The 24765-nt window shown below is 44.0% G+C and carries 18 protein-coding genes and 1 tRNA gene; 7 read left to right on the top strand and 12 right to left on the bottom strand.

From position 1 onward, the window contains the following. Positions 1 to 58: 58 nt before the first annotated feature. From OD355_RS01345 to gdhA, 5 genes are all read right to left on the bottom strand, one after another. Positions 59 to 1234: an Lnb N-terminal periplasmic domain-containing protein gene (locus OD355_RS01345; protein ID WP_263036643.1), complete on the bottom strand. Its 1176-nt coding sequence runs from the start codon at positions 1232 to 1234 to the stop codon at positions 59 to 61. Positions 1235 to 1293: 59 nt separating this feature from the next. After that, a complete protein-coding gene (gene can / locus OD355_RS01350) occupies positions 1294 to 1929 on the bottom strand; it encodes a carbonate dehydratase (RefSeq protein ID WP_263036644.1) in 636 nt (211 codons plus the stop codon). A 1-nt stretch (position 1930) separates the two neighbouring features. After that, on the bottom strand, positions 1931 to 2686 hold the full coding sequence (fabG, locus tag OD355_RS01355) for a 3-oxoacyl-[acyl-carrier-protein] reductase (protein ID WP_263036645.1): 756 nt from the start codon (positions 2684 to 2686) through the stop codon (positions 1931 to 1933). A gap of 133 nt (positions 2687 to 2819) precedes the next feature. Then, complete coding sequence (gene tatC / locus OD355_RS01360; RefSeq protein ID WP_263036646.1) at positions 2820 to 3674, bottom strand: twin-arginine translocase subunit TatC; 855 nt, start codon at positions 3672 to 3674, stop codon at positions 2820 to 2822. 84 nt (positions 3675 to 3758) lie between these two features. Beyond that, positions 3759 to 5105 (bottom strand): NADP-specific glutamate dehydrogenase, encoded by a 1347-nt coding sequence (gene gdhA / locus OD355_RS01365; RefSeq protein ID WP_263036647.1) that lies wholly within the window; start codon positions 5103 to 5105, stop codon positions 3759 to 3761. Between the two features lie 155 nt (positions 5106 to 5260). Here gdhA and serS point away from each other — a divergent pair, with 155 nt between their 5' ends. After that, positions 5261 to 6535 carry a serine--tRNA ligase gene (serS, locus tag OD355_RS01370; protein ID WP_263036648.1) on the top strand — a complete coding sequence of 425 codons (1275 nt, stop codon included), beginning with the start codon at positions 5261 to 5263 and terminating at the stop codon, positions 6533 to 6535. A gap of 115 nt (positions 6536 to 6650) precedes the next feature. Further along, on the top strand, positions 6651 to 7373 hold the full coding sequence (locus tag OD355_RS01375) for a cell division ATP-binding protein FtsE (protein ID WP_263036649.1): 723 nt from the start codon (positions 6651 to 6653) through the stop codon (positions 7371 to 7373). On the opposite strand, the gene OD355_RS01380 is transcribed toward OD355_RS01375, so the two are convergent. Continuing rightward, positions 7361 to 7489 carry a hypothetical protein gene (locus tag OD355_RS01380; protein ID WP_263036650.1) on the bottom strand — a complete coding sequence of 43 codons (129 nt, stop codon included), beginning with the start codon at positions 7487 to 7489 and terminating at the stop codon, positions 7361 to 7363. The two genes, OD355_RS01375 and OD355_RS01380, sit on opposite strands and share 13 nt — an antisense overlap. A gap of 112 nt (positions 7490 to 7601) precedes the next feature. On the opposite strand from OD355_RS01380, the gene OD355_RS01385 reads away from it, so the two are divergent. The 3 genes from OD355_RS01385 to OD355_RS01395 all read left to right on the top strand — a co-directional run bounded on the left by OD355_RS01385 (position 7602) and on the right by OD355_RS01395 (position 15021). Next, entirely contained in the window at positions 7602 to 9770 is a 2169-nt protein-coding gene (locus tag OD355_RS01385) for a S9 family peptidase (RefSeq protein ID WP_263036651.1), read from the top strand. Between the two features lie 104 nt (positions 9771 to 9874). After that, a complete protein-coding gene (locus OD355_RS01390; protein WP_263036652.1) occupies positions 9875 to 12289 on the top strand; it encodes a sodium-translocating pyrophosphatase in 2415 nt (804 codons plus the stop codon). A 299-nt stretch (positions 12290 to 12588) separates the two neighbouring features. Next, positions 12589 to 15021, top strand: coding sequence for a glycoside hydrolase family 95 protein (locus OD355_RS01395; RefSeq protein ID WP_263036653.1), 2433 nt, complete (start codon positions 12589 to 12591; stop codon positions 15019 to 15021). A 396-nt stretch (positions 15022 to 15417) separates the two neighbouring features. Here OD355_RS01395 and OD355_RS01400 read toward each other — a convergent pair. The 3 genes from OD355_RS01400 to gcvT form a co-directional block, all read right to left on the bottom strand. After that, positions 15418 to 15489, bottom strand: a tRNA-Arg gene (locus tag OD355_RS01400). Between the two features lie 63 nt (positions 15490 to 15552). Then, positions 15553 to 16797, bottom strand: a complete 1245-nt coding sequence (pepT, locus tag OD355_RS01405; RefSeq protein WP_263036654.1) for a peptidase T — start codon at positions 16795 to 16797, stop codon at positions 15553 to 15555. Between the two features lie 443 nt (positions 16798 to 17240). After that, on the bottom strand, positions 17241 to 18332 hold the full coding sequence (gene gcvT, locus OD355_RS01410; RefSeq protein WP_263036655.1) for a glycine cleavage system aminomethyltransferase GcvT: 1092 nt from the start codon (positions 18330 to 18332) through the stop codon (positions 17241 to 17243). Between the two features lie 738 nt (positions 18333 to 19070). Between gcvT and OD355_RS01415 the strand changes: the two genes are divergently transcribed. Beyond that, on the top strand, positions 19071 to 21281 hold the full coding sequence (locus OD355_RS01415; RefSeq protein WP_263036656.1) for an ATP-binding protein: 2211 nt from the start codon (positions 19071 to 19073) through the stop codon (positions 21279 to 21281). Further along, the gene (locus OD355_RS01420) at positions 21281 to 21868 is read left to right on the top strand and encodes a biliverdin-producing heme oxygenase (RefSeq protein WP_263036657.1); all 588 of its coding nucleotides are present in this window, start codon (positions 21281 to 21283) and stop codon (positions 21866 to 21868) included. Before OD355_RS01415 ends, OD355_RS01420 begins: the two co-directional genes overlap by 1 nt. Here OD355_RS01420 and OD355_RS01425 read toward each other — a convergent pair. From OD355_RS01425 to typA, 3 genes are all read right to left on the bottom strand, one after another. Beyond that, positions 21822 to 22403 (bottom strand): GNAT family N-acetyltransferase, encoded by a 582-nt coding sequence (locus OD355_RS01425; RefSeq protein ID WP_263036658.1) that lies wholly within the window; start codon positions 22401 to 22403, stop codon positions 21822 to 21824. The genes OD355_RS01420 and OD355_RS01425 overlap by 47 nt on opposite strands. 138 nt (positions 22404 to 22541) lie before the next feature. Continuing rightward, the gene (locus tag OD355_RS01430; RefSeq protein WP_263036659.1) at positions 22542 to 22808 is read right to left on the bottom strand and encodes a hypothetical protein; all 267 of its coding nucleotides are present in this window, start codon (positions 22806 to 22808) and stop codon (positions 22542 to 22544) included. Positions 22809 to 22868: 60 nt separating this feature from the next. Next, positions 22869 to 24674: a translational GTPase TypA gene (gene typA / locus OD355_RS01435; RefSeq protein ID WP_263036660.1), complete on the bottom strand. Its 1806-nt coding sequence runs from the start codon at positions 24672 to 24674 to the stop codon at positions 22869 to 22871. Positions 24675 to 24765: the final 91 nt, after the last annotated feature.

Genomic DNA, 24765 nt, shown 5'->3' on the forward strand with positions numbered 1-24765 from the left:
TGCAACCTCTATGTGCCAGAGATTGCGAAATAGCCTCTTAAAAAACAGTACAGCTTTCTTAGCAGATTGAATTTCGGTTTAAATGTAACCTGTTTATTTTTTTATACAAAATAAAGTAGCGGTAAGACATCAGCAAAACAAACGGTATCAAAGCAAAATTCATTTCCTGCGGAAGAAGAAACCAGCCCGCAAGCAGGCAAAGATTTATAGCGAGCGCTGCAAGAAAATATATGCCAAGCGCCCTGCTTTTTTTGCTGACGATAAATGCAGCAACAACATTGGCAGGCAGCGCCCATAAAAGATTGTAATTGTCTTTACAGCTCTCGTGCTCTGTAGCAAACCACATGAACAAGATGAGAATGCCCAACAAACCTGTAGTAAATAAAAGAAAACTATCGAGCATATTTATCAGGAAAACCTGCCTTCTTTTGAAATGATAAAGCACCAACAACGCTGATGAAAATAAAGCCACCGCCATGAATGGCACGTAGTAATTGGACTGCCTGATATTTTCGCCCTCCACCAGCACATGCCTGGCGCTTACTATGGGCTTGCCGTTATATGTAGTATTTTCAAAGGCATTCATTAAAAACTCCGGCAGGAACATGCCTGTAAATTTATTCATGGCGGTATCAGTACCGCTGCCCAACAAAACATCAATACCCAGTTTCGACCATGCCTGTTTCCTGCCATTATCTAAATAATAATGAAATAAATCCCTGGCAGTAGTGCCTGCTTCCATGTAAGGCTTCTCAACCACATAGCCCGGAAACTGGCGCAGGATCACATCCCTGGCGCGTGTGGCACAATTATCATAAATAAAATCGTATCTGTAGGCACGGTTTTCAGGCAACAGGTTATTTTCCAGAAAACGGACAATATTCTGTTGCTGTTGCGCCGTAAGATTTATATCCTGTTCCCACACAGTGCGTTTAAAAAACTGGTATTCGTATAAAAATTCATCATAAGACTGTACGCCGAGAATATAATCCAGGCTGCCGCGTGTGAACTTTAGATAGAAGTTGGGCTCCTCAAAATTAAACAGTCCGTAATTATACACCTGATCTGTGCGGTTCGCGCTGTCATAAACCCTGATGGCAGTATGGCCAAACGTTGAATACAACTCTTCGCCGGGCGCGCAGGTAAGCAAACTGATCTTAAGACCTGAAGACTGGTGCTGCGCGTAGCCGGCAATGGAGCAAAGGAAAAAAATAATAAAGAAAAACTTCTTCATATGCATATTCATTGATTGGCTGCGGTTAACACAAGACTTGTTGCCATAGATCTTACGGATTACAGATCGGTGTAAACATACAGGCCATCAATCTCAGAATCGTGATTCATCTGGTAAATAGTCTTAATCAGTCCATTGTCCAGGCCATAAACCCAACCATGCAGTTGCGGCATCTGGTGATGTTTCCACGCACGTTGTATAATTGATGTCTTGGCCAGGTGTTTTACCTGTTCTACCACATTGAGTTCTACCAGCCGGTCTGAACGCTGTTTATCATCATCAATTTTATCAAGTTCATCGCTGTGCATCCTGTACACATCTTTGATATTGCGCAACCACATGTTCAATACAATATCAAAGTTGTTGTTTGACATGGCTGCATTCACACCGCCGCAACCGTAGTGGCCGCACACAATCACATGCTCTACTTTTAACTGCCTGACTGCATAGTCCAGCACGCTTAGCAAATTCACATCGGTGTGAATCACCAGGTTGGCTATGTTCCTGTGTACAAATATTTCTCCGGGCTTTGTATTGGTGATCTGGTCTGCAGGCACCCGGCTGTCGCTGCAGCCTATCCACAGAAACTTTGGAGACTGTAATTTTGCAAGCGTAGGGAAAAAATCCGGCTCTTCTTCGCTCACATATTTTGCCCAGTCTTTGTTGGACTGTAGTATTTTATCGATATCGTTCATATTAAATATTTAATCCTCCGCAAATGCTTATAGTTTGTCCGGTTACATAGGCGCTCATGTCAGAAGCCAGGTATAGCGCGGCGTTCGCAATATCTTCGCCCTTGCCAAATCGCCCGAGGGGTATGCTTTTCATATACGCTTCACTGGCGTTGCCTTCTTTAAGATACTGCGTCATATCTGTTTCTACAAAACCCGGTGCAATGGCGTTGCAGCGGATATTGCGGCTGCCCAGTTCCTTGGCTACAGACTTTGTAAAGCCAATGATGCCTGCTTTAGAAGCTGCATAGCTGGCCTGGCCGGCATTCCCGATGATGCCGATAATAGAACTCATGTTGATGATGCTGCCGCTTTTAGCTTTCATCATAGGACGGATTACCTGTTTAGTAATATTAAAAACACCGGTAAGGTTGGTGTTGATCACATCATTCCATTGCTCTGAACTCATCCGCATAAGCAGGTTGTCTTTACTGATTCCTGCATTGTTTACACAAATATCTATTTTGCCAAACTCTTTCAACACATCATTCACAAAGGTTTCTGCAGATGTATAATCGGCAGCGTTGCTTTGGTAAGACTTAGCTTTTACACCCATTTCGGCCAACTTCTTTTCTAAGGCTTCTGCCTTTTCCCTACTGCTGTCGCTCACGTATGTAAATGCAATATTGGCTCCCTGCTCAGCAAACTTTATAGCAATCGCTTCGCCTATACCACGGGCTGCACCGGTGATCACAGCCACTTTATCTTTTAAAAGAGTCATCGTGTCTTTGGTTTTATTTAGTCAAAAATAAATGATTTTGGCTGATAACCTGCATCTGCCTAAACAAATAACTTGGTTTTAATACATGCTCGCAGCATGATGATTAATATGTTTATATCACGGCTGAAAAAAATCAGCTCCACTGCCTGTCTTCCTCTTCCAGTTTTTTGTACACGCGTTTAGATACGATTATACCAAACTCGTACAAAGACATTAAGGGAATAAACACGATCAACTGGCTGATCATATCAGGGCTTGGAGTAATAAAAGCAGCAAGTATAAGTATGATCACAATGGCATACTTCCGGGATCTTTTTAAAAAACCCGGGGTAACAAGGCCTACCCTGGTGAGTACATAAGCCAGCACAGGAAGCTCAAAGGCAATGCCACAGCCCAATACAATGTTGGTAAGATTGTCAATATAGTCATTGAGCGTAGGAATGGTTTTCATCATCTCCTGCCCGCTGATCTGGAAGTTTGCAAGAAAACTGAATACGAACGGCCCTAAAATAAAGTAGCCGAAGGCGGCGCCGGTAAAGAAAAAGAAAGAAACCCAGAATATGGCAAAGCCGGAGCTTTTCAGTTCTTTCTCGTTCAACGCAGGCTTTACAAAACGCCAGAACTCCCAGAAAACATAAGGAAAGGCAACCACAAAAGCGCCGATAAAAGCTATAGAAAAACTTCCGAGGAACTGGCCTGCATAGGTTGTGGTTTGCATAGGCACCGTTACCGGTTCTACACACAAAGCGCTGATGTGCGTTACTTCCGCGAGTTTGCACAGCATGCGGTAGCTTACAAAGTTTTTGTTGATAGGCCCTGCGATTACATAATCGAAAAACCATTGAATATTGATGAAGATTACAACCGCCAGAATAATTACTACGATCAAAGAACGTATCACATGCCAGCGCAATGCCTCAAGGTGATCTATAAACGACATTTCATTATCGTCCTCTCCTGCCCTTCTATCAAATAATTTTTTTATCATCAATCAGAAAAACTTGCGGGCAAAGATAGAAAAAGAATACTATTAAATAATAAAATATCGTATAGTGCTTTAAGCTTTGAACAACTATACCACTCCCTGCGCAAGCATAGCATCGGCAACTTTCACAAAACCTGCTATGTTGGCGCCTTTTACATAATCAACATAGTCTTTGCTTTCATTAGCGCCATACAAAATGCATTCTGCATGCACATTGTTCATGATCTCGTGCAGCTTGCGGTCTACCTTCTCATGCGTCCATTTGTAACGCAAAGAGTTTTGCGACATCTCTAAACCTGAAGTGGCCACACCGCCCGCGTTAGATGCTTTACCCGGTGCATACAATATTTTATGTTTCTGGAAAGTATTGATAGCTTCCAGTGTGGATGGCATGTTAGCGCCTTCGGCTACGCACATTACTTTGCTCTTCACCAATGCCTGCGCATCTCCTACCAGTATCTCGTTTTGTGTGGCACAGGGCAGCGCAATGTCGCACTCAACACTCCAGGGCTTCTTATCCTTGTAAAATTTAGCCGACTTAAAATGGTCTGCATACTCGCTGATGCGGCCGCGGCGTACATTCTTCAGCTGCATTACCCAGTTGAGCTTCTCTTCATCAATGCCATCTTTATCATAAATAAAACCTTCTGAATCTGACAGTGTTACTACCTTCCCGCCGAGTGCGGTTGCTTTCTGCGCCGCATATTGCGATACGTTGCCCGAACCCGATATCACAATGGTTTTCCCGGATACAGACTCATATTTTGCTGCCAGCATATTTTCAACGAAATAGATCAGGCCATAGCCTGTAGCTTCGGGGCGAATGAAAGATCCGCCATAGCTCATGCCCTTGCCGGTAAGTACGCCGGTAAATTTATTGGTCAGTTTTTTATACATGCCAAACAGGTAGCCAACCTCGCGCTCGCCTACGCCAATGTCACCGGCAGGTACATCTGTATCTTCACCAATATAGCGGAAAAGTTCTGACATAAAACTTTGGCAAAAGCGCATCACTTCACCATCTGATTTTCCTTTGGGGTCAAAGTTAGCGCCACCCTTGCCTCCGCCCATAGGCAACGTTGTGAGGCTGTTCTTAAAAGTCTGTTCAAAGGCCAGGAATTTTAAAATGCTCAGGTTTACGGTCGGGTGAAAACGCAATCCGCCTTTGTAAGGCCCGATGGCAGAATTCATCTGCACACGATAACCCCTGTTTACCTGTATTATATTATTATCATCTACCCATGGAACACGAAAAATGATCACACGCTCAGGTTCTACAATCCTGTCCAGCAATTGCTTATCCCTGTACTTGTCATTTGCCCTGATAAAAGGAATAATAGATTCTGCCACTTCCGTCACTGCCTGTAAAAATTCTGTTTCTCCCGGGTTGTTTGCTGTAACTGTCTGCAAAAATTTTTTGATGATATTTTCCATAACTAATATTTAATAGGTAGCAAAAATATATGAGTTTTTACTAACACTCTTTTGTTTTATTAAATAAAATCTACATATTAAAACCAAATCTTAGAATTCATTAAATATAGCATTATAAAAATTCCAAGTATATTCGCTTAAATTTTAAGATAAACATGTTACAGGTAAGTGCACTCAGGCAGGATGCAGGTAAGGTAAGAGAAAAACTTGCAGTAAAAAATTTTAAGAACATGGCGCTGATCGACGAGATCATAGCTTTGGATGATGAAAGGAAAAAAATTCAAACAGATTTTGATAACAATCAATCTAAAATAAACAGCATATCAAAGTCTATCGGGCAACTGATGGCACAGGGCAAAAAACAAGAAGCAGAAGCTGCCAAAGCTGAAGTATCTGCATTGAAGCCTACACTTGAACCCCTGAAACAAAAGATGGCGGAAGCAGAAGAAAACCTTTACCGGATGCTGGTGCAACTGCCCAACCTGCCGCACGATAAAGTTCCCGCAGGCAACAACGCGGAAGACAATGTGGTAGTAAAAGAAGGCGGCAACATACCGGAACTATATGAAGGCGCCGTGCCGCATTGGGAGCTGATAAAAACCTACGATATTGTTGATTTCGAAACCGGAGCAAAGATTACCGGCAGCGGCTTTCCGCTATTCAAAGGCAAGGGTGCAAAGCTGCAACGCTCGCTGGTGCAGTATTTCCTGGACTTCAATACTGCTGCGGGCTACACAGAATACAACCCGCCATTTATGGTCAATGAAGCATCTGCTTATGCCACCGGGCAACTTCCTGATAAAGAAGGCCAGATGTATCATGTAACCGAGGACAACTTATACCTGATACCCACCTCCGAAGTACCCGTAACTAATATTTACCGCGATGAAATATTAAAAGAAGAAAAGCTTCCTCTGAAGATGACCGCCCACTCGCCGTGTTTCAGAAGGGAGGCCGGAAGCTTTGGTAAAGATGTACGCGGGCTCAACAGGGTGCACCAATTTGAAAAAGTAGAGATCGTACAGATAACTCATCCGGATGCCAGCAACCAGGCGCTGGATGATATGGTGGCGCATGTGGAGAGTTTATTGCAATCACTGGAACTGCCCTACCGCATACTGTTGCTTTGCGGCGGAGACATGAGCTTTACCAGCCACATCACTTACGACTTTGAAGTATATAGCGCTGCTCAGGGGCGCTGGCTGGAAGTGAGCAGTGTAAGCAATTTCCACAATTACCAGGCTAACCGCCTGAAGTGCCGTTTTAAAAACAACGAAGGCAAAACGCAACTGGTACATACGCTCAACGGCAGCTCAATGGCATTGCCGCGCATCATCGCAGCTATTTTGGAAAACAATCAACAGGCAGGTAGCATCAGAGTGCCGGAAGTATTGCAGCCTTACTTTGGCGCCGATAAGATTGAAAAATAAATTACTTGAACATTAACGCACTTAAAAAAAATTGACGTTGGAGTGCAAAGAATTTCACATAACATTTTAGTGTATTTTATTATCTTGCGGGCTATCATCAAACAACCTTTATCGCATGTCTGAATCTATAGTATCCGTAAAAAATGCCAATATTTACCAGGGAAATAATCTTATTCTCCAGGATGTAAATTTTGAGATAGGCCCTGAAGAGTTTGTTTACCTCGTGGGAAAAACGGGTACCGGAAAGAGCAGCCTGCTGAAAACATTGTATGGCGAACTGCCCTTGAAAGAAGGCACAGCAACGGTTGTGGGCCATGACATAAAAGGCATGACCTGGAAAACAGTCCCTTTTCTACGAAGAGACATCGGCATTGTGTTCCAGTCTTTCAACTTACTTACAGACAGGAACGTATCTGAAAACCTTAAGTTTGTAATGCGTGCCACCGGCTGGAAAGACAAGAAGCTGATGGATGAAAAGATCAAAGAAGTGCTGGAAAAAGTAGGCCTTTCTCATAAAGAATTCAAGATGCCTTTTGAAATGAGTGGCGGCGAACAGCAGCGGCTCGACATTGCACGCGCCCTGATCAACTCGCCGAAGCTTATACTGGCTGATGAGCCTACCGGCAACCTGGACCCGGAAACCAGCGACGACATTATGCAACTGCTGCGCCTGATCAGCTACGAGACCAAGACATCTATCCTGATGGCTACGCACGATTTTATCGTGATCAACAGGTACCCTTCCCGCATCCTGAAAACAGAGAACGGCCGTGTACTCGACAGCATGTCTGAAGAGTTTGAAGACAAACGTGAAATACAGGTAGATCAGCCTTTGTAAACCTGCCTGATATCTTCCTGCCGGGCTATACTACTGGCTTTCAGTGATTGCTCCATCCATGTGCATGCCGGCAACCGGTACAATGGATTGCGTACTCCATAAGATTTCTGCTGCATTAATTTTATTTATAAAAATATACTGGCAGTATAGATAGATTTTATCCATGCATAGTGCGCATTTCACAAATATTTTTTACTTTACATCCTGTCTTATAAAATACATCTCACTATGAAATTTTTAAAAATTCAGTTGGTTTTTGCTTCCTGCCTGCTGTTTATCAGCCTGTCTGCACAACCCCCGCGCGGCATAGCCTGGAGCAAAAACGGTAACAGCTATTATACCATTGCAGATAAAGGCATTGTAGAAATAACGCTTCCCGGAAGAACTACGCAAACACTGGCTTCCGCAGCGCAGCTTACTCCCAAGGGCGCCAAAGAGCCGGTTACCATACGCAATTTTTTCCTCAGCGATGACAAGCGTAAACTGCTTGTATATACCAACTCAAAACGGGTATGGCGCTACGACACACGCGGAGATTACTGGGTACTGGATTTATCGAACCATACATTGCGCCAGCTTGGGAAAGGCCTTCCCGAATCATCGCTGATGTTTGCCAAATTATCTCCTGATGGAAAAAAAGCAGCCTACGTAAGCAGGCACAATATTTATGCAGAAGATCTTACTACACATAAGATCACACAACTTACAACTGACGGCACAGACAGGATCATCAACGGCACGTTTGACTGGGTATACGAAGAAGAGTTCAGCACGCGCGACGGTTTTCGATGGTCGCCCGACAGTAAAAAGATTGCTTTCTGGAATATTGATGCACGTAAGATCAGGAACTTTTTAATGATCAATAATACAGATTCCATATATGCTTACAATGTGCCTGTAGAATACCCGAAAGTAGGCTACAAGCCATCTCCGGCAAAGATCGGCATAGTGGATGTAGCTTCTAAAAATAAAAAATGGATGAGCATACCGGGCGAGAGCGACAATAATTACCTGCCAAGAATGGAATGGGCAGACAACAACGCCATTGTGGTGCAACAACTTAACCGCAAACAAAACCAAAGCACTCTATACACGGTAAACGCTGCCAACGGCGTGGCCAAAGCATTTTACAAGGAAAAAAACAACGCATGGATAGACATAAAATCCAGGTGGCACGACAGCCCCGTAGGCTGGGACTGGATTGAAAACAACAAAGCTTTTCTATGGATGACGGAAAAAGACGGCTGGCAACATTTATACAGGATAGACCTTGCCGGCAATGAAAAACTGATAACCAAAGGCGCGTATGATGTCATAGATCTTCTGGCAGTAAACGAACAGGAAGGTTATGTGTACTTCCTGGCTTCTCCCGAAAATGCTACGCAACAATATTTATACAGAACCAGGCTTGACGGCAGCAGCGCACCCGAAAAACTTTCCCCGGCAACAGAGAAAGGCACCCACGATTATGATCTTTCACCTGACGGCAAGTTTGCACGGCATACATTTTCGAATGTAAATACATATCCCGTACGCGAATGGGTAACACTGCCAGGCCACACAACCATTGGCGACAAAGCCAATCAGAATGCGCTCCCCGCGGATATCCCCAGGGTAAACATGGTGCAGATCAAAACAGTCAAAGGCGCCACTATGGATGCTTCTGTGCTGCTGCCTAAGAACTTTGACTCTACAAAAAAATACCCGGTATTATTTTATGTGTACACCGAACCCGGCGGCGCCACTGTAAAAGATAAGTTTGGCAGCGGCAGGCCGAACTTATACAATGGTGATTTTTCGGGTGATGGTTACATCTACATCAGCGTAGACAGCCGCGGCACACCCGCACCGAAAGGCGCTGCATGGAGAAAATCTATTTATGAAAAAGTAGGCATCCTGAATATCCATGACCAGGCAGATGCTGCCAGAGAAATTATGAAATGGAGATTTGTAGACACCAGCCGCATAGCTGTGTGGGGCTGGAGCGGTGGCGGTTCCACCACTTTAAATTTACTGTTTCAATATCCGGAGATTTATAAAACAGGCATTGCGATCGCGGCAGTAGCGAACCGGCTTACCTACGACAATATTTATGAAGAAAGATACATGGGCCTGCCACAGGAAAATGCCGCAGCTTACAAGCAGGCGTCTGCCATCACACACGCTGCCGGGCTGAAAGGAAACCTTTTGCTGGTACATGGTACGGGCGACGACAACGTGCATTATCAGAATGCGGAAATGCTGATCAATGAACTGATACGGCATAATAAGCTCTTTAATTTAATGGTGTACCCCAACCGTTCACACAGTATTTCAGAAGGCGAAGGCACGGGCAAACATTTAAGCAACCTGTTCACCAAATTCCTGCGCGAGCATTGCCCGCCGGGCGCACGTTAGGCTGTATTGGTTACCGGAAGACAGAATAAATTTTTTTATCATTTGTAAATGGATTAAATTTATTCTGTCTTTTTTGTTTCGGTAACATTTAAAACTATACACTGATGAAAAAAGTAGCTCTATCCACACTCGCCTTTCTCGGCTCCATACCGGTATTTGCCAGCGAAGCAGATCTTAAAGTACCGGAATCCATCAAACAACATACAGAACTTTATTACGGATTTGCCGTAACGCTGCTGGGCATGCTGTTTGGCTTGTATCAGTATACCCGTGTGCGCAAGCTGCCTGCACATAAATCCATGCTGGAAATAGGCGATGTGATTTATAAAACCTGTAAAGCTTATTTAAAACAGCAGGGCAGGTTCCTGGCTATATTATTTGTTTTCATCGGGGCTGCGGTAGCTGCTTATTACGGCTTCCTGGCTAAAGATGAAGCGGGCAATAATTTATTCGGTACCGGGGGCGTACTGCTGATACTTACGTGGACTGTGGTTGGCATACTTGGTTCTTATGCTGTGGCTGCATTCGGCATCCGCATGAATACACTTGCCAACTCCCGCATGGCGTTTGCTTCATTGAAAAGGAAGCCGCTTGATCTTTTGAACATCCCGTTAAATGCCGGCATGAGCATTGGCGTATTGCTGATATGCGTAGAGTTAATGCTGATGCTGATCATCCTGCTGCTGATGCCCGGAGAGCTGGCAGGCGCCTGTTTTATAGGCTTTGCCATAGGTGAATCGCTGGGAGCATCTGCCCTGCGTATTGCAGGCGGCATTTTTACAAAGATTGCAGATATCGGCTCAGACCTTATGAAAGTTGTATTCAAGATCGGTGAAGATGATCCCCGCAACCCGGGCGTGATTGCAGACTGTACCGGCGACAATGCAGGAGACAGCGTTGGCCCTACGGCGGATGGGTTTGAAACCTACGGCGTTACAGGCGTGGCGCTGATCTCTTTTATTTTGCTGGCCATCACTTCAGGCCCCGAAATGCAGACATTACTGTTAGCCTGGATTTTTGTAATGCGCATATTGATGGTGATAACATCTGTGGTTGCATTCTGGATCAACAAAGCCATCAGCAATGCCATGTACAGCAACAAAGAAGACTTGGATTTTGAAGCGCCGCTCACACATCTTGTGTGGATCACGTCTATACTTTCTATTATTGTTACCTTTATTGTGAGCTACCTGATGCTGCCCAATGTAAACGGAAATTCCGATATGTGGTGGATACTGTCCGTGATCATTAGTTGTGGTACTTTAGGTGCAGCGCTGATACCGGAATTCACCAAAATATTTACTTCACCCAAATCATCGCATGTTCGTGAGATCGTAAATGCAGGCCAAGAAGGCGGTGCATCGCTTGTGATACTTTCAGGATTTGTTGCCGGCAATTTCAGCGCATTCTGGAAAGGACTGGTATTTTTTGTGCTGATGTTTGCGGGCTACTACACCAGCACCCTGGGGCTTGCAGATATTATGATCTATCCTTCCGTATTTGCTTTCGGGCTCATAGCTTTCGGCATGTTGGGCATGGGCCCCGTAACGATTGCAGTGGACAGCTACGGCCCTGTTACAGACAATGCACAGTCGGTGTATGAATTATCGCTGATAGAAGAGCAGCCCGGCATTGATGAAGAGATACAAAGAGATTTCGGTTTCAGGCCGGATTGGGAAAAATCAAAATATTACCTGGAAGCTAATGATGGCGCTGGTAACACATTCAAAGCCACAGCCAAACCGGTGCTGATAGGCACTGCAGTGGTAGGCGCGACCACCATGATCTTTTCACTGATATTGATGATTGAAAAAACACTCGGCGTTGATCCTGAAACTATTTTAAATGTACTGAACCCATACACCATACTCGGCTTCCTGCTGGGCGGATCTGTTATTTACTGGTTCACCGGCGCATCTACACAAGCGGTTACTACCGGCGCTTACAGGGCTGTAGAGTATATTAAACGCCACATTAACTTAGATCCCAACGCTCCCAAGAAGGCAGATCCTAAGGCGTCTGTGGAAGTGGTAAAAATATGTACACAGTATGCACAGAATGGTATGTTCAATATTTTCATAGCCATATTCTTCTTTGCGCTGGCATTTGCCTGCATTTCTTCACCTGCCGGCATCGGCGGAAACGATGCAGTAGCCTTGTTTGTAAGCTATCTTATAGGTATAGCTGTATTCGGTTTGTTCCAGGCGATCTTTATGGCCAATGCAGGCGGTGCGTGGGATAATGCCAAAAAAGTTGTAGAGGTAGATCTGAAAGCCAAAGGCACGCCGCTGCACGATGCTACGGTGGTTGGAGATACGGTTGGCGATCCGTTTAAAGACACTTCATCTGTATCCTTGAACCCCATTATTAAGTTCACAACCCTGTTTGGACTATTGGCCATGGAAATGGCCATCTCGGAATCGTTCAGGAATTCAGCGCCCTGGTTTGGCCTGGTATTCCTGGTGATAGCCCTGGTATTCTCCTGGCGCTCATTCTACAAAATGCGCATTGAGAAGTAAGCATTGCTGATTATGGAATCTGTACACCAGGTGGCATTTTTAGCCAGTAAAGTGTACAGATTTTTTTATGCCAATGAAGGAGCAACGAGGCGTAGCCCTTCCAGCTATACACTTGCCTGCAAAGACTAAACAGCTGATTGCCGGAATCAACTCCGCGGATAACTCCAGGCATGTCAAGCACTGCAATAGCATTTAGCGTTGACGCAAAATTCCGGATAAACGTTAATCAGATAAAATGCAAGCAAAAAAGGCAGCAAAAAGCGCATCATTGCTTAACTTGAGGCTTTTAAACATGGAATATGAAAAATTTTTTGTCTGTATTGTTATTTATAATATCCGTGCCCTCTTTAGCCCAGAAAAATGATGTAGAAATAAGATGTAAAGCTCCTGCCAGGCACTTTACAGAATCCTTGCCCCTGGGCAATGGCAGGCTGGGCGTGATGGTGTTTGGTGATACGGAAAAAGAACGACTGGCATTAAACGAAATATCACTCTGGTCGGGGGGCCCGCAGGAAGGAGACCGTGAAAATGCACATGAATACCTGGAAAACATACAGCAACTTTTGCTGGAAGAAAAGAACCGCGAAGCTCAAAGCCTGCTGATGCAACATTTTATAGCCAAAGGCGCAGGCACCGGACATGGCAATGGCGCTAATGTAAAATTTGGCTGCTACCAGACCATGGGCGATTTTTTTATAGATTGGAAAATAAACGGCGCTACAAAAAATTACCAGCGTGTAATGGACATGGAAACCGCTACAGCCGTTACTTCTTTTACCAGAAACGGCATTGCGGTCAAAGAAGAAGTTTTTACTGACTATGTCAATGATGTTGTTTGGATCAGGCTTAGCGCCGGTAAAAAAGGCGCTTTAAATTTTGACATGTCCTTATCCAGGAAAGAAAATCTTATCAGTAAATACACGGCAGGCAATGCACTAATCATGTACGGGCAGCTACCATCGGGCAATGATAAAGGTATGCAGTACGCAACCGTTGCGGCCCCTATTTTGCATGATGGCAGTATGCACAAAACCGACACTTCTTTACAGATAAGAAATGCTTCTTCCTGTGTAATTGTAATAGCAATGCAGACGAATTATGACTATAAAAACGGCGGGCTCAATGCAGCTAAAAATGTGGTAGCTACTGCACAAAAAGATATTCAAAAAATAAAATCGAATTTTGAAACAGCAAAAGCCGCATCAACAAAAAAGTATAAAACCTATTTCGACAGATGCCGTATATATTTCCCTTATACAACAAGCCATACAGACACTATGTCTACCTGGGAAAGAATGATCGGTTATCACAAAGGAAATACCGACATACAATTGCCTGCCCTGTACTTTAATTTCGGCAGGTACCTGCTGATCAGCTCCTCGCGGCCGGGCTTATTGCCTGCCAACCTGCAAGGTGTATGGGCAGAAGAATACCAGACGCCATGGAACGGTGATTACCACATCAACATTAACCTGCAAATGAATTACTGGCCGGCAGAGGTTACCAATCTTTCCGATCTTGCCCAGCCTTTATTCCAATTCACTAAAAACCTGGTATCCAACGGCAGAAAAACGGCACATCACTATTACCGGGCCAATGGCTGGACCGCGCATGTAGTCAGCAATCCATGGTTCTTTACTTCACCCGGAGAAGGCGCGCAATGGGGCTCTACTCTTACAGGCGGCGCATGGCTTACCACGCACCTGTGGGATCATTACCGCTTCACTAAAGACAAAAATTTCCTGAAAGAATACTACCCCGTGATCAGGGGATCGGCAGATTTCCTGTCTTCTATCCTTATCCAGGAAAAGCAAAACGGCTGGTATGTAACGGCGCCATCCAACTCACCGGAGAACACCTACATCATGCCTGACGGATTTAAAGGCAATACCTGCATGGGCCCGACTATGGACATGCAGATTTGCAGGAATATTTTTGAAGCCAACATCAGCGCTGCTGAAATTTTATCTATCGATAAATCATTTACACACAAACTAAAAAACATTACCAGGCAACTTGCTCCCAACCAGGTGAGTCCCACTGACAGTGGCATACAGGAATGGCTGCACGACTGGCTCGGCGCAGAACCGCAACACAGGCATGTATCGCACTTGTTTGGCTTGTACCCTTATGATGAAATAAACCCCTGGGACACGCCTGAACTTACGAAAGCTGCCAAAAAAACACTGGCTTTGCGCGGCGATGGCGGCACCGGGTGGTCCAAAGCGTGGAAGATCAATTTCCAGGCGCGCCTCGGTGACGGCGACCACGCCCTAAAGATGTTCAAAGGGCTGCTGCAACCGGTAGCGTACGGCGATACTACTTCCTATTACAACGGCGGCTCTTACGCCAACCTGTTTGACGCACACCCCCCCTTCCAGATCGACGGCAATTTCGGCGCTACTGCCGGCATAGCAGAAATGCTTTTGCAAAGCCACGGCAAAGACGAGGTAATACGCATGCTGCCGGCATTACCGGGCGACATGGCTTGGGCAAAAGGAGAGGTAAAAGGCCTGAAGGCAAGGGGCAACTTCACCGTTGATTTTTACTGGGAACATCATGCAGTAACGGAAGCCACGATCACCGCACAAACACCCGGTACCTGCAAAATATTACTGCCGCAGGGAAAACACCTTTTCAGTAAAACCGGCAAAAAATTACACTACACAACTGATGCTTTTAACATCGCTACCATCCGCATGAAAGCAGGTGAAAATATTGTGGTGCGGTGAAAAAGGCTGAAAACAACACCTAAGCAGTCTGAGCAAGATGTGATTTAATCAAAAAAATCTTCAAGAGAATTTTGGCGCTGTGTTGAATATTTCATTTAGCGCCACTGTTGAAAATTGTGGGTGATGAGAGTTGAACGATTGACGGAAGGATCTTATTAAACATTCTGATGAGGGCTATCTTTAATAAATACGCTTATGAATTTTCCCCTGCTAATTCGACCGATATATTTTTCTAACGTTTCTACCAAACCGTTTTTTATAATATAGCACTAATTCATATAAGTTCGGCATAAAAAGCGTATTTTGTCAAAGTTATATTTTGCGATTAGCAAGATTTGTTAATAGTTTTTATTGAAATAAAAAAGGAGATAACCAATAATATGGAATCTCCTTTAGTAGCCCCGCACGGAATCGAACCGCGACCAAGAGAACCGGAATCTCCTATTCTATCCATTAAACTACGGAGCCGCTTATTCAACCAATAAATCGTTGAATGTGTGCAAAGATAAAACTTATTTTGCCACATCCGGCTTAGCGTTGCCAAATATTTGCCAGCCTTACCAGCACTTCTACTGCCTTCTGCATATCGCTGATGCTTACCCACTCATGCTTGCTGTGTATGGCCTGCATGCCGGTGAATATATTCGGGCAGGGCAAGCCCATAAAGCTCAGACGGCTGCCATCGGTACCACCGCGGATGGGCTCGTTAACCAGCGAGAGGCCGGCTTCCACGTAAGCGGCCTGCGCGTACTGCGCTACCTGCGGATGGTTTACCAGCACTTCCTTCATGTTGCGGTATTGCTCCTTCACCTCAAACTCCATAGACGTACCCGGGTATCGGGAAACAACCTGCGCTGCTATCTGCCTCAGCCTTTCTTCGTGCTTTGTAAGATTTTCTGTAGTAAAATCGCGTACAATAAATTCGATGGTTGCTTTTTCTGCAATACCGATAACTCTTGTGGGATGTACAAATCCCTCACGCCCGGAGGTAGTTTCGGGGCTGAAGGAATCTTTAGGTAAAGCAGCCAGGATTTCACCTGCCAGCTTCAGCGCATTGATGAGCTTATCTTTGGCATATCCCGGATGAACGATCACGCCGTTTACCGTGATCTTTGCCGCATCGGCGCTGAAAGTCTCATCTTCAAAAGTTCCCAGTTCGCCACCGTCAAGTGTGTAGCCGAAATCGGCGCCCAGCTTTGCAAGGTCAACTTTCTCCGTACCTCTGCCTGTTTCTTCGTCAGGGGTAAAAAGTATTTTAATATCCCCATGTTTTACTTCGGGATGTGCAAGTAAATAATTAGCCATATCCATGATGATGGCAACGCCGCTTTTATCGTCTGCGCCAAGCAAAGTAGTGCCGCTTGCAGTAATGATGTCATTGCCGATCTGCTCTTTTAAATAAGGATATTTTTCAATGCTGATCACCTGCGTTTCATCATCGGGCAGTACAATATCTTTTCCATTATAATTCCTGTGAACAATAGGCTTTACGCCGGTTCCGGAGCAATCAGGCGCAGTATCCACATGCGCGCAGAAACAAATAACAGGCGCCTGCTTGTCTGTATTTGAAGGAATGGTAGCATACACGTAGCCATGCTCGTCCATATGAGCGTCGGCTAAACCCATTTGCAACAATTCTTCTGCCAGTATTTTGCTAAGGTCTTTTTGTTTTTCTGATGAAGGGAAAGTAGCGCTTTGAGGATCGCTTTGCGTATCTACCTGCACGTATCGCAGGAATCTGTCTGCAACCGTATAGTTATAATCTTTATGGAACATATCTGATAATTTGATGTGCAATTTACAACTATATGCTTAATAATTTTTTAGGGTATGGGAGAATCTGAAGCGCATCGAAGGTTCAGAAGCAAACTTTAATTTCAGATTATGCCGTGGCTAATGTTTTCACCTGACACAAATTGGAGACACCAAGCCACGAAAGATGTCCTTTGTAGTTTAACAGCAATGCAAATAAGGTTCACGCAAAGAGCGCAGAGTTTTAACGCAGAGACCGCAAAGTATGACCAGGCAATTGTTGAAGCATCATCACAGGATCACATCGTAACAACGGCACTTGATAACCTCATCACTAAACAAATCCACACCTGACACAAATTATTCTTTTATGCCATTGCCGCAAAAAGAAACAAAAAAATCTAGCCGCCTGAAGGTAACCCACGCACACAAGAAGCGGCTGCTCCATTCATGGAGCGGCCGTATAACTATACAAACGGAGCTTTCACAATTTTTGCTTTGATATTTTTATCGCGGATATTGATGAAAATCTCTGTGTCTAAAGCAGAATGATCTATAGCCACATAGCCCAGCCCGATAGCCCTGCCCAAGGTAGGAGATTGTGTGCCGCTGGTAACTACGCCTATCTCTTTGCCTGCTGCATCTGTGATCTTATAACCGTGGCGTGGTATGCCGCGGTCAATCATTTCGAAGCTAATAAGCTTGCGTGTAATGCCTGCCTCTTTTTGGGCAATCAATTTCTCCTGCTGGGTAAAAGGCGTTGTTTTCTTTAGTTTGGTTATCCAGCCCAAGCCTGCTTCCAGGGTAGATGTAGTATCGTCAATATCATTACCGTACAGGCAGTAGCCCATCTCCAGCCGAAGCGTATCGCGCGCGCCGAGGCCGCAGGGTTTTATGCCTGCTTCTTTGCCCGCCTCGAAAATGGCATTCCATATTTTTTCTGCATTATCGCCTTTATCTTCAAAGTATATTTCCACGCCACCGGAACCCGTATAGCCCGTTGCACTGATCAGCACATTATCCACGCCGGCGAATGTACTTTTCTGAAAAGTATAATACTTCATAAGCTGCAGGTCAACAGGTGTAAGCCCTTGCAATATTTTACAGGCATCAGGCCCCTGTATAGCAAGCAGGGCAGTCTCATCGCTGATGTTGTGCATCTCTACATGTTTATCATTGAATTGTTGCAGCCAGTTCCAGTCTTTCTCAATATTAGAAGCGTTTACAACCAGCATGTACACTTTGTCTTTTTCTATGCAGTATACAATCAGGTCATCTACAATGCCGTTCTCGTTGTTGGGGAGGCAACTGTATTGCGCCTGCCCGTCAGTGAGCTTGGAGGCGTCGTTGGAAGTGGTACGCTGAATAAGGTCCAGTGCATTTTCTCCTTTAAGAATAAATTCACCCATATGGCTTACATCAAACACGCCTACACTGTTTCTTACTGCAAAATGTTCATCATTAATTCCGGTGTAACTGATAGGCATATTATACCCTGCAAATTCTGCCATTCGTGCGCCCAATGCAATATGTTTCTCTGTAAAAGGAGTATTTTTCATGTGTATATTTTTTATTTTTCTTTATGGTCACATGGAATAGCCTTTATTCATCCGCGGTTGGTATGCAACTTGGCTTATGGCTATTTCATGTGTGTATATTTATTTGTTTTTCAGTTGCCACATGGAATTACCATTTTTTAGATTCAATACTCATTCCCGGTTGGTATAGATTATTAATCTTTATGGTTATTTCATGTATGTTAATATTTAATTTTTTTTATGGTCACATGCAATAGCCTTTATTCATCCGCGGTTGGTATGCACCTTTGCTTATGGCTATTTCATGTGTGTATATTTATTTGTTTTTTCAGTTGCCACACGGAATAACCAGCTTTTTAGATTCAATACTCATTCCCGGTTGGTATAGATTCCTAATCTTTATGGTTATTGCATGTATGTATTTTTATTGTTTTTTCAGTTGCCACATGGAATAACCTTTATTCATTCCCGGTTGGTTTAGATTATTAATCTTTATGGTTATTTCATGTCTATTTATTTTAATTTTTTTGTGAATTTTCATCCCTTCAATTCATCGTATAAAAGTAATCATTCATTTCAACAAAAAGAAGTTTTCTGAATGCAAGGTCAAAGGCAGCGTATGCAACATGGAAAAAAATTACCTATTTTTTATAGATATGGTATTGAAAATCAATTTACAAAGTGCATCACGGCTCGTAAAATAATCTATATTTGCAATATGCACACTCTCTTTAACCACCTGATTCTCAACTGTAAAAAATGGATTCATTCAGCGTAGACCTTACCAATTGTGACAAAGAGCCGATACATATCTTAGGCAAAATACAAGCCTATGGTTGCCTGCTCGGTATTCACACCAAAACCCGCACCGTGACCTATGTAAGCAAAAACTGCTACAAATTGTTTGGCGTACAGGCGGAAGATATGCTGAATAAGACCATCGAGGAATGCCTGGCCGCTGCCGGTGAATATATACAGCAAGAAATCGCCCGTTTTGTCAATGAGTTTTCTGTTGACCGGCATAAAGAAACCTACGAAATAAAACTACAGGATAAGCTGTATTACGCTATTATTTCACAGTCAGGAGAAACACTGGTAGCAGAATTTGAGCCAGCAGATAAAACAGTTATTATTAACGACAGGGTCTACGATGGTGTATCCAAAATCATAGCTTCCAATGCTGCCGATAAATTGCTCGACAGCGCTGTAAAAGAAATCAAAAGCATTATCAGTTATGATCGGGTGATGGTGTACCGGTTCCTGAACGACGGCTCGGGAAAAGTAGTGGCAGAAGTAAAAGAAGAACACCTGGAACCCTTCCTGGGACTACATTACCCGGAATCTGACATACCAAAGCAGGCACGTGAATTATACAAAATAAATAAGATCAGGCTGATTGCCGATGTAGACACGGAAGACGTGCCCGTGTTGCGAACTGAAAAAAGTATAACCCTGGATATGACGCATTGCGTGCAGCGCGCGGTATCTCCCATGCACATCCGGTACCTGAAAAATATGGGTGTGCATTCAAGCTTCAGCATTTCCATTATTATAAACGATAAGCTATGGGGGTTAATAGCCTGCCACAACTACACGCCGAAATTTATTGATTACAAAATAAGAGAAGCAGCCAAACTGCTCAGTGATATTGTCTCTTCTTTTTTATTTAATAAGAAAAGGGAATCTAACAATCTGATTGCTGCTAAATACAATGATATAGTCAGGAAGTTGCAGATAAATCTTTTAAAAGAAAACACACTAGTAAAAGCTTTAGTGCAGGAGAAAACCACACTGCTCAACGCTACGGAAGCGCACGGGGTGGCTTTATGCCTCGAAAATAATATACATACACTCGGCAGCACACCGGATACAGAACAGATAGATGCACTGAAAAGCTGGACAATAGAAAACATCAGCAAACCAATATTCTCTACTAATAAACTGATAGAATATTATGCCGGCACAGACGGCATGCTGCAATCTGCGGCAGGTGTACTAATCGTAAAAATAGGGCTCGATGCGCAGGATATGATCATATGGTTTAAGCCGGAATATATCCATACGGTGCAATGGGCCGGCAAGCCGGAGAAAAACATAGTTGCCCGCAAAGAAGGAAACATTACACTCCAGGATATTTCACCGAGAACATCTTTCGATGCATGGACAGAGGTAGTAAAACATACATCTGAAGCGTGGAGCGAGGAAGAGATAGAGTCTGCCTCCAATATTGTGCAGGTAATACTGGAAACCTCGCATAAGAAATCTAAGGAACTGCTTGAAATAAATCAAAAGCTACAGGCAGCGTATGACGAACTTGACACTTTTGCCTACACCGTTTCACACGACCTGAAAACACCGTTGACAGTGCTGAAAACCTATGCAGAGTTTCTGAAACATTCTCAGAAAGACCTGAAAGAAGATACGAAGCAGATCATCAACAACATTATCAAAGGTGCAGACAACATGAGCTTTATGATGAATGAAATACTGAGCCTGTCGCGTGTGGTAACCAAAAAACCTGATGAGAAGCCGGTGAATGCAGGCGAGATCATACAACAGATTGTGCACGACCTGAAAATTGTAAGCAATAATTACAATACAGATATCCTCATAAAAGATACGCCACCTGTAAAAGGCGACCATATACTCATATACCAGGCTTTTTTAAATATAATCGGCAATGCTATTAAGTACTCATCCAAAGCAGACAAGCCGGTGGTAGATATTACAGGCTATGAACACGAAGGTAAAATTTATTACCGCATCACAGACAATGGTATTGGCATTGACCCGAAAGATCATGGCCAGGTATTTGAATTGTTTAAGCGAATGGATAATGCATCTGCTTTTGAAGGCACCGGCGTTGGCCTTACCATAGTAAAACGCATTATGGATAAACACAAAGGCATCGTGTGGTTTTACAGCGCGCTCAACCAAGGCACTACATTTTATCTTATATTTAATAAATAATGATCACCACTGTTTTAAAAGAAGCTACAAGACCTATGCATGAGGCGCTTGAAGCATGCATGTTTTCTGAAAATATATTGGCAAAATCGCTCACACCTGATCAATACAGGTTGCTGATACAGGCAAACTACACCGTACACGCCTTGCTTGAAAACCGTGTATTTACGGCGCTTTCAGCAGATGTGAAGCATGCGCTGCAGGTAGAGGAAAGAGCCAAGCTCCCCGCACTGGAAGCCAACAGGCATATCTTATCAATACCCGGTGAAATAAATTTACCCGCACACATCTTCGTTCCTGGCATACATGATCAGCAACAGGCATTAGGCGCTATGTATGTAATGGAAGGCGCTACACTCGGAGGCAACATGATTGTAAGGCACCTGAAAAAGACAGCAGCTTTGGCAGCACTCAGCTTTCATTATTATGGTGTTTACGGAGAAACAACGGGAGAAAAATGGAAGCGCTTTCAAAATGTTCTCAACACCTATGTATCACCGGACAGCGAAGCTTGTGTAGCAAAAGCAACAGAAGTTTTTATTTTTATGCAGAGGGTAGCACAACATTTTCAGCAGCCCATTCCTGCTTAAGTATGCTATACACAATAAGATCCAGGAATTGGTTGTTGACCAGTTCAGCGCCACGCAGTATGCCTTCTGTAGTAAAGCCCAACCTTTGCGGCACAGACTGGCTGCGGTGGTTTTCCACTGCTGCTTTAATGGTTATCCTATGCAGGCCTAATTGCCGGAAAGCATAACTGATCAGCTCTTTGCAACATGCTGTCACAATCCCGTTGCCTTGTGCTTCTTCTGTAAGCCAATAGCCTATTTCTGCGTTTTTATGTTGCCGGCTGATGAGGTGCAACCCGATCCTGCCGCATAAAACCTGATCGTTCATGATTACAAAGCTTAACTCTTCACCTGCCTGGTTAAGCGACTGGCAACTTTGAATATATTTAGCCACATCATCAGCAGATTGCATATAATCTACCCAGCTTAAAAACTTGCGGAGATGCTGCCTGTTCCGGTCAATGGCGGCAAACAGCGGTTGAGCATGCGAAGGAGCAGTCTGCTCGAGCTTGATTGTATTGTTGATGATGAACTCCATAAAAAAAAGAATTTCCATAAAGATATATAGAAATTCTTTTCATGTGTATAAATTTTAGTTCGCCGCTTTGCGGCTGTTTTTAATGGTCACATGGAATTAGCTTATTCATCCGCGGTTGGTATGCAGCATTCTTATGGCTATTTCATGTGTATATTTTTAATTTTTCTTTATGGTCACATGGAATAACCATTTTTTAGATTCAATACTCATTCCCGGTTGGTATAGATTCTTAATCTTTATAGTTATTTCATGTATATAATTTTTAGTGCGCCGCTTTGCGGCTGTTTTTAATGGCCACATGGAATAGCCTTTATTCATTCGCGGTTGGTATGCAACTTTGCTTATGGCTATTTCATGTATATAATTTTTAGTGCGTCGTTTTGCGGCTGTTTTTAATGGCCACATGGAATAGCCTTTATTCATTCGCGGTTGGTATGCAGCATTCTTATGGCTATTTCAGTAATATTAAAGCTGTCTGTGCAATTATCCGTTACCTGCCTGCTTGGCGGCGCGCTTCCTGTCTTCTTCATTGAGCAATACTTTGCGTAAACGAATGCTTTTGGGCGTTACCTCAATGCACTCATCTTCCTGGATGTATTCCATGCATTCTTCCAGGCTCATCTGTATTTTAGGAGCAATGTTGGTAGCCGCATCCGAGCCGCTGGCGCGCATATTGGTCAGCTTTTTACCTTCGGTAGCATTAACTATCAGGTCGCCGGGTTTAATGTGCTCAGCAATGATCTGGCCCACATATACGTCTTCGCCGGGATCAACAAAGAACGATCCTCTGTCCTGCAATTTATCAATAGAGTAGCCGGTGGTAGGCGCCTGGTTTTTAGAGATCAGCACGCCGTTATTCCTGCCGGGGATCGGTCCTTTCCAGGGTTTATAATCAATAAAGTTGTGTGCCATGATAGCCTCACCAGCCGTATTGGTAAGCATTTGAGAGCGCAACCCGATTAAGCCGCGGGAAGGAATCTCAAATTCCAGGTGTTGCATATCGCCTTTGCTTTCCATGATCAGCATTTCACCTTTGCGTTGGGTAACCAGGTCAATCACTTTTCCGCTGAACTCTTCGGGCACGTCTACTACCAGGTTTTCGTACGGCTCGCATTTCTGTCCGTCAATTTCTTTCACCAGCACCTGCGGCTGGCCTACAGTAAGTTCATAACCTTCGCGGCGCATAGTTTCTACCAATACGCCTAAATGCAGAATACCTCTTCCATATACCATAAAGCTGTCAGCGCTGTCTGTATCCTCCACTCTCAGCGCTAAGTTTTTTTCTGTCTCTTTCATAAGGCGGTCGCGCAGGTGGCGTGAAGTAACGAACTTGCCGTCTTTACCGAAAAAAGGTGACGTGTTGATGCTGAACGTCATGCTCATGGTAGGTTCATCCACATGAATCACCGGCAAAGCTTCGGGCGTTTCCACATCGCAGATGGTATCGCCGATATTAAAATCTTCCAGGCCTACTACTGCACAAAGATCGCCTGCCAGCACTTCCTGTACTTTTCTTTTCCCCATGCCTTCAAACACGTACAGCTCTTTTACACGCGATCTTTTTATAGAGCCGTCTGCCTGCACCAAAGCTATGGGCTGGTTGTCCCTGATGCTGCCACGCGTAACTTTTCCTACAGCTATTCTGCCAAGGAAGGATGAGTAATCCAGGGAGGTGATCTGCATTTGCAATGCACCCTCTTTCACCTCGGGCTCCGGAACGTATTTTAAAATGCCGTCCATCAACGGAAGAATATCTTCCCGGGGCTCTAATGTGTCATTGAACCAGCCTTGCTTCCCGCTTCCGTAAAAAGTAGGAAAGTTCAATTGCTCTTCAGTCGCATCCAGGTTAAAGAATAATTCAAAAACCGCATCGTGTACCTCATCGGGCCGGCAATTGGGTTTATCCACTTTATTAATGACAACAATGGGTTTTAAGTTTAACTGCAATGCCTTTTGCAATACAAAACGTGTCTGCGGCATCGGGCCTTCAAATGCATCTACTAACAATATTACGCCATCGGCCATCTTCAGAACGCGTTCAACCTCACCGCCAAAATCAGAGTGGCCTGGCGTGTCGATCACGTTGATCTTGGTACCGTTGTAGGTTACCGCAGCGTTTTTACTGAAAATGGTAATGCCCCGTTCTCTTTCAAGGTCGTTGCTATCCATTAGCAACTCTCCGGTTTCCTGGTTGTCGCGAAATATTTTTGCTGTGTGTAAGATTCTGTCTACCAGAGTGGTTTTGCCGTGGTCAACGTGGGCAATAATAGCAATGTTGCGTATATTCATTCTTTTATTTTAGGATGGCAAAAGCAAACTTTTTTTGCTTTTAAGGGCGCAAAGGTAGCATTTTTCAAAGAAAAAAATTAAATTGGCGTAA

The sequence above is a fragment of the Haoranjiania flava genome, from assembly GCF_025631005.1.
Lineage (GTDB): Bacteria > Bacteroidota > Bacteroidia > Chitinophagales > Chitinophagaceae > Haoranjiania > Haoranjiania flava.

Coding starts and splice junctions, on each gene's coding strand:
- OD355_RS01345 (WP_263036643.1), bottom strand. CDS start 1,234: ATGAAGAAGTTTTTCTTTATTATTTTTTTCCTTTGCTCCATTGCCGGC.
- can (WP_263036644.1), bottom strand. CDS start 1,929: ATGAACGATATCGATAAAATACTACAGTCCAACAAAGACTGGGCAAAA.
- fabG (WP_263036645.1), bottom strand. CDS start 2,686: ATGACTCTTTTAAAAGATAAAGTGGCTGTGATCACCGGTGCAGCCCGT.
- tatC (WP_263036646.1), bottom strand. CDS start 3,674: ATGATAAAAAAATTATTTGATAGAAGGGCAGGAGAGGACGATAATGAA.
- gdhA (WP_263036647.1), bottom strand. CDS start 5,105: ATGGAAAATATCATCAAAAAATTTTTGCAGACAGTTACAGCAAACAAC.
- serS (WP_263036648.1), top strand. CDS start 5,261: ATGTTACAGGTAAGTGCACTCAGGCAGGATGCAGGTAAGGTAAGAGAA.
- OD355_RS01375 (WP_263036649.1), top strand. CDS start 6,651: ATGTCTGAATCTATAGTATCCGTAAAAAATGCCAATATTTACCAGGGA.
- OD355_RS01380 (WP_263036650.1), bottom strand. CDS start 7,489: ATGCAGCAGAAATCTTATGGAGTACGCAATCCATTGTACCGGTTGCCG.
- OD355_RS01385 (WP_263036651.1), top strand. CDS start 7,602: ATGAAATTTTTAAAAATTCAGTTGGTTTTTGCTTCCTGCCTGCTGTTT.
- OD355_RS01390 (WP_263036652.1), top strand. CDS start 9,875: ATGAAAAAAGTAGCTCTATCCACACTCGCCTTTCTCGGCTCCATACCG.
- OD355_RS01395 (WP_263036653.1), top strand. CDS start 12,589: ATGAAAAATTTTTTGTCTGTATTGTTATTTATAATATCCGTGCCCTCT.
- pepT (WP_263036654.1), bottom strand. CDS start 16,797: ATGTTCCATAAAGATTATAACTATACGGTTGCAGACAGATTCCTGCGA.
- gcvT (WP_263036655.1), bottom strand. CDS start 18,332: ATGAAAAATACTCCTTTTACAGAGAAACATATTGCATTGGGCGCACGA.
- OD355_RS01415 (WP_263036656.1), top strand. CDS start 19,071: ATGGATTCATTCAGCGTAGACCTTACCAATTGTGACAAAGAGCCGATA.
- OD355_RS01420 (WP_263036657.1), top strand. CDS start 21,281: ATGATCACCACTGTTTTAAAAGAAGCTACAAGACCTATGCATGAGGCG.
- OD355_RS01425 (WP_263036658.1), bottom strand. CDS start 22,403: ATGGAAATTCTTTTTTTTATGGAGTTCATCATCAACAATACAATCAAG.
- OD355_RS01430 (WP_263036659.1), bottom strand. CDS start 22,808: ATGAATAAAGGCTATTCCATGTGGCCATTAAAAACAGCCGCAAAACGA.
- typA (WP_263036660.1), bottom strand. CDS start 24,674: ATGAATATACGCAACATTGCTATTATTGCCCACGTTGACCACGGCAAA.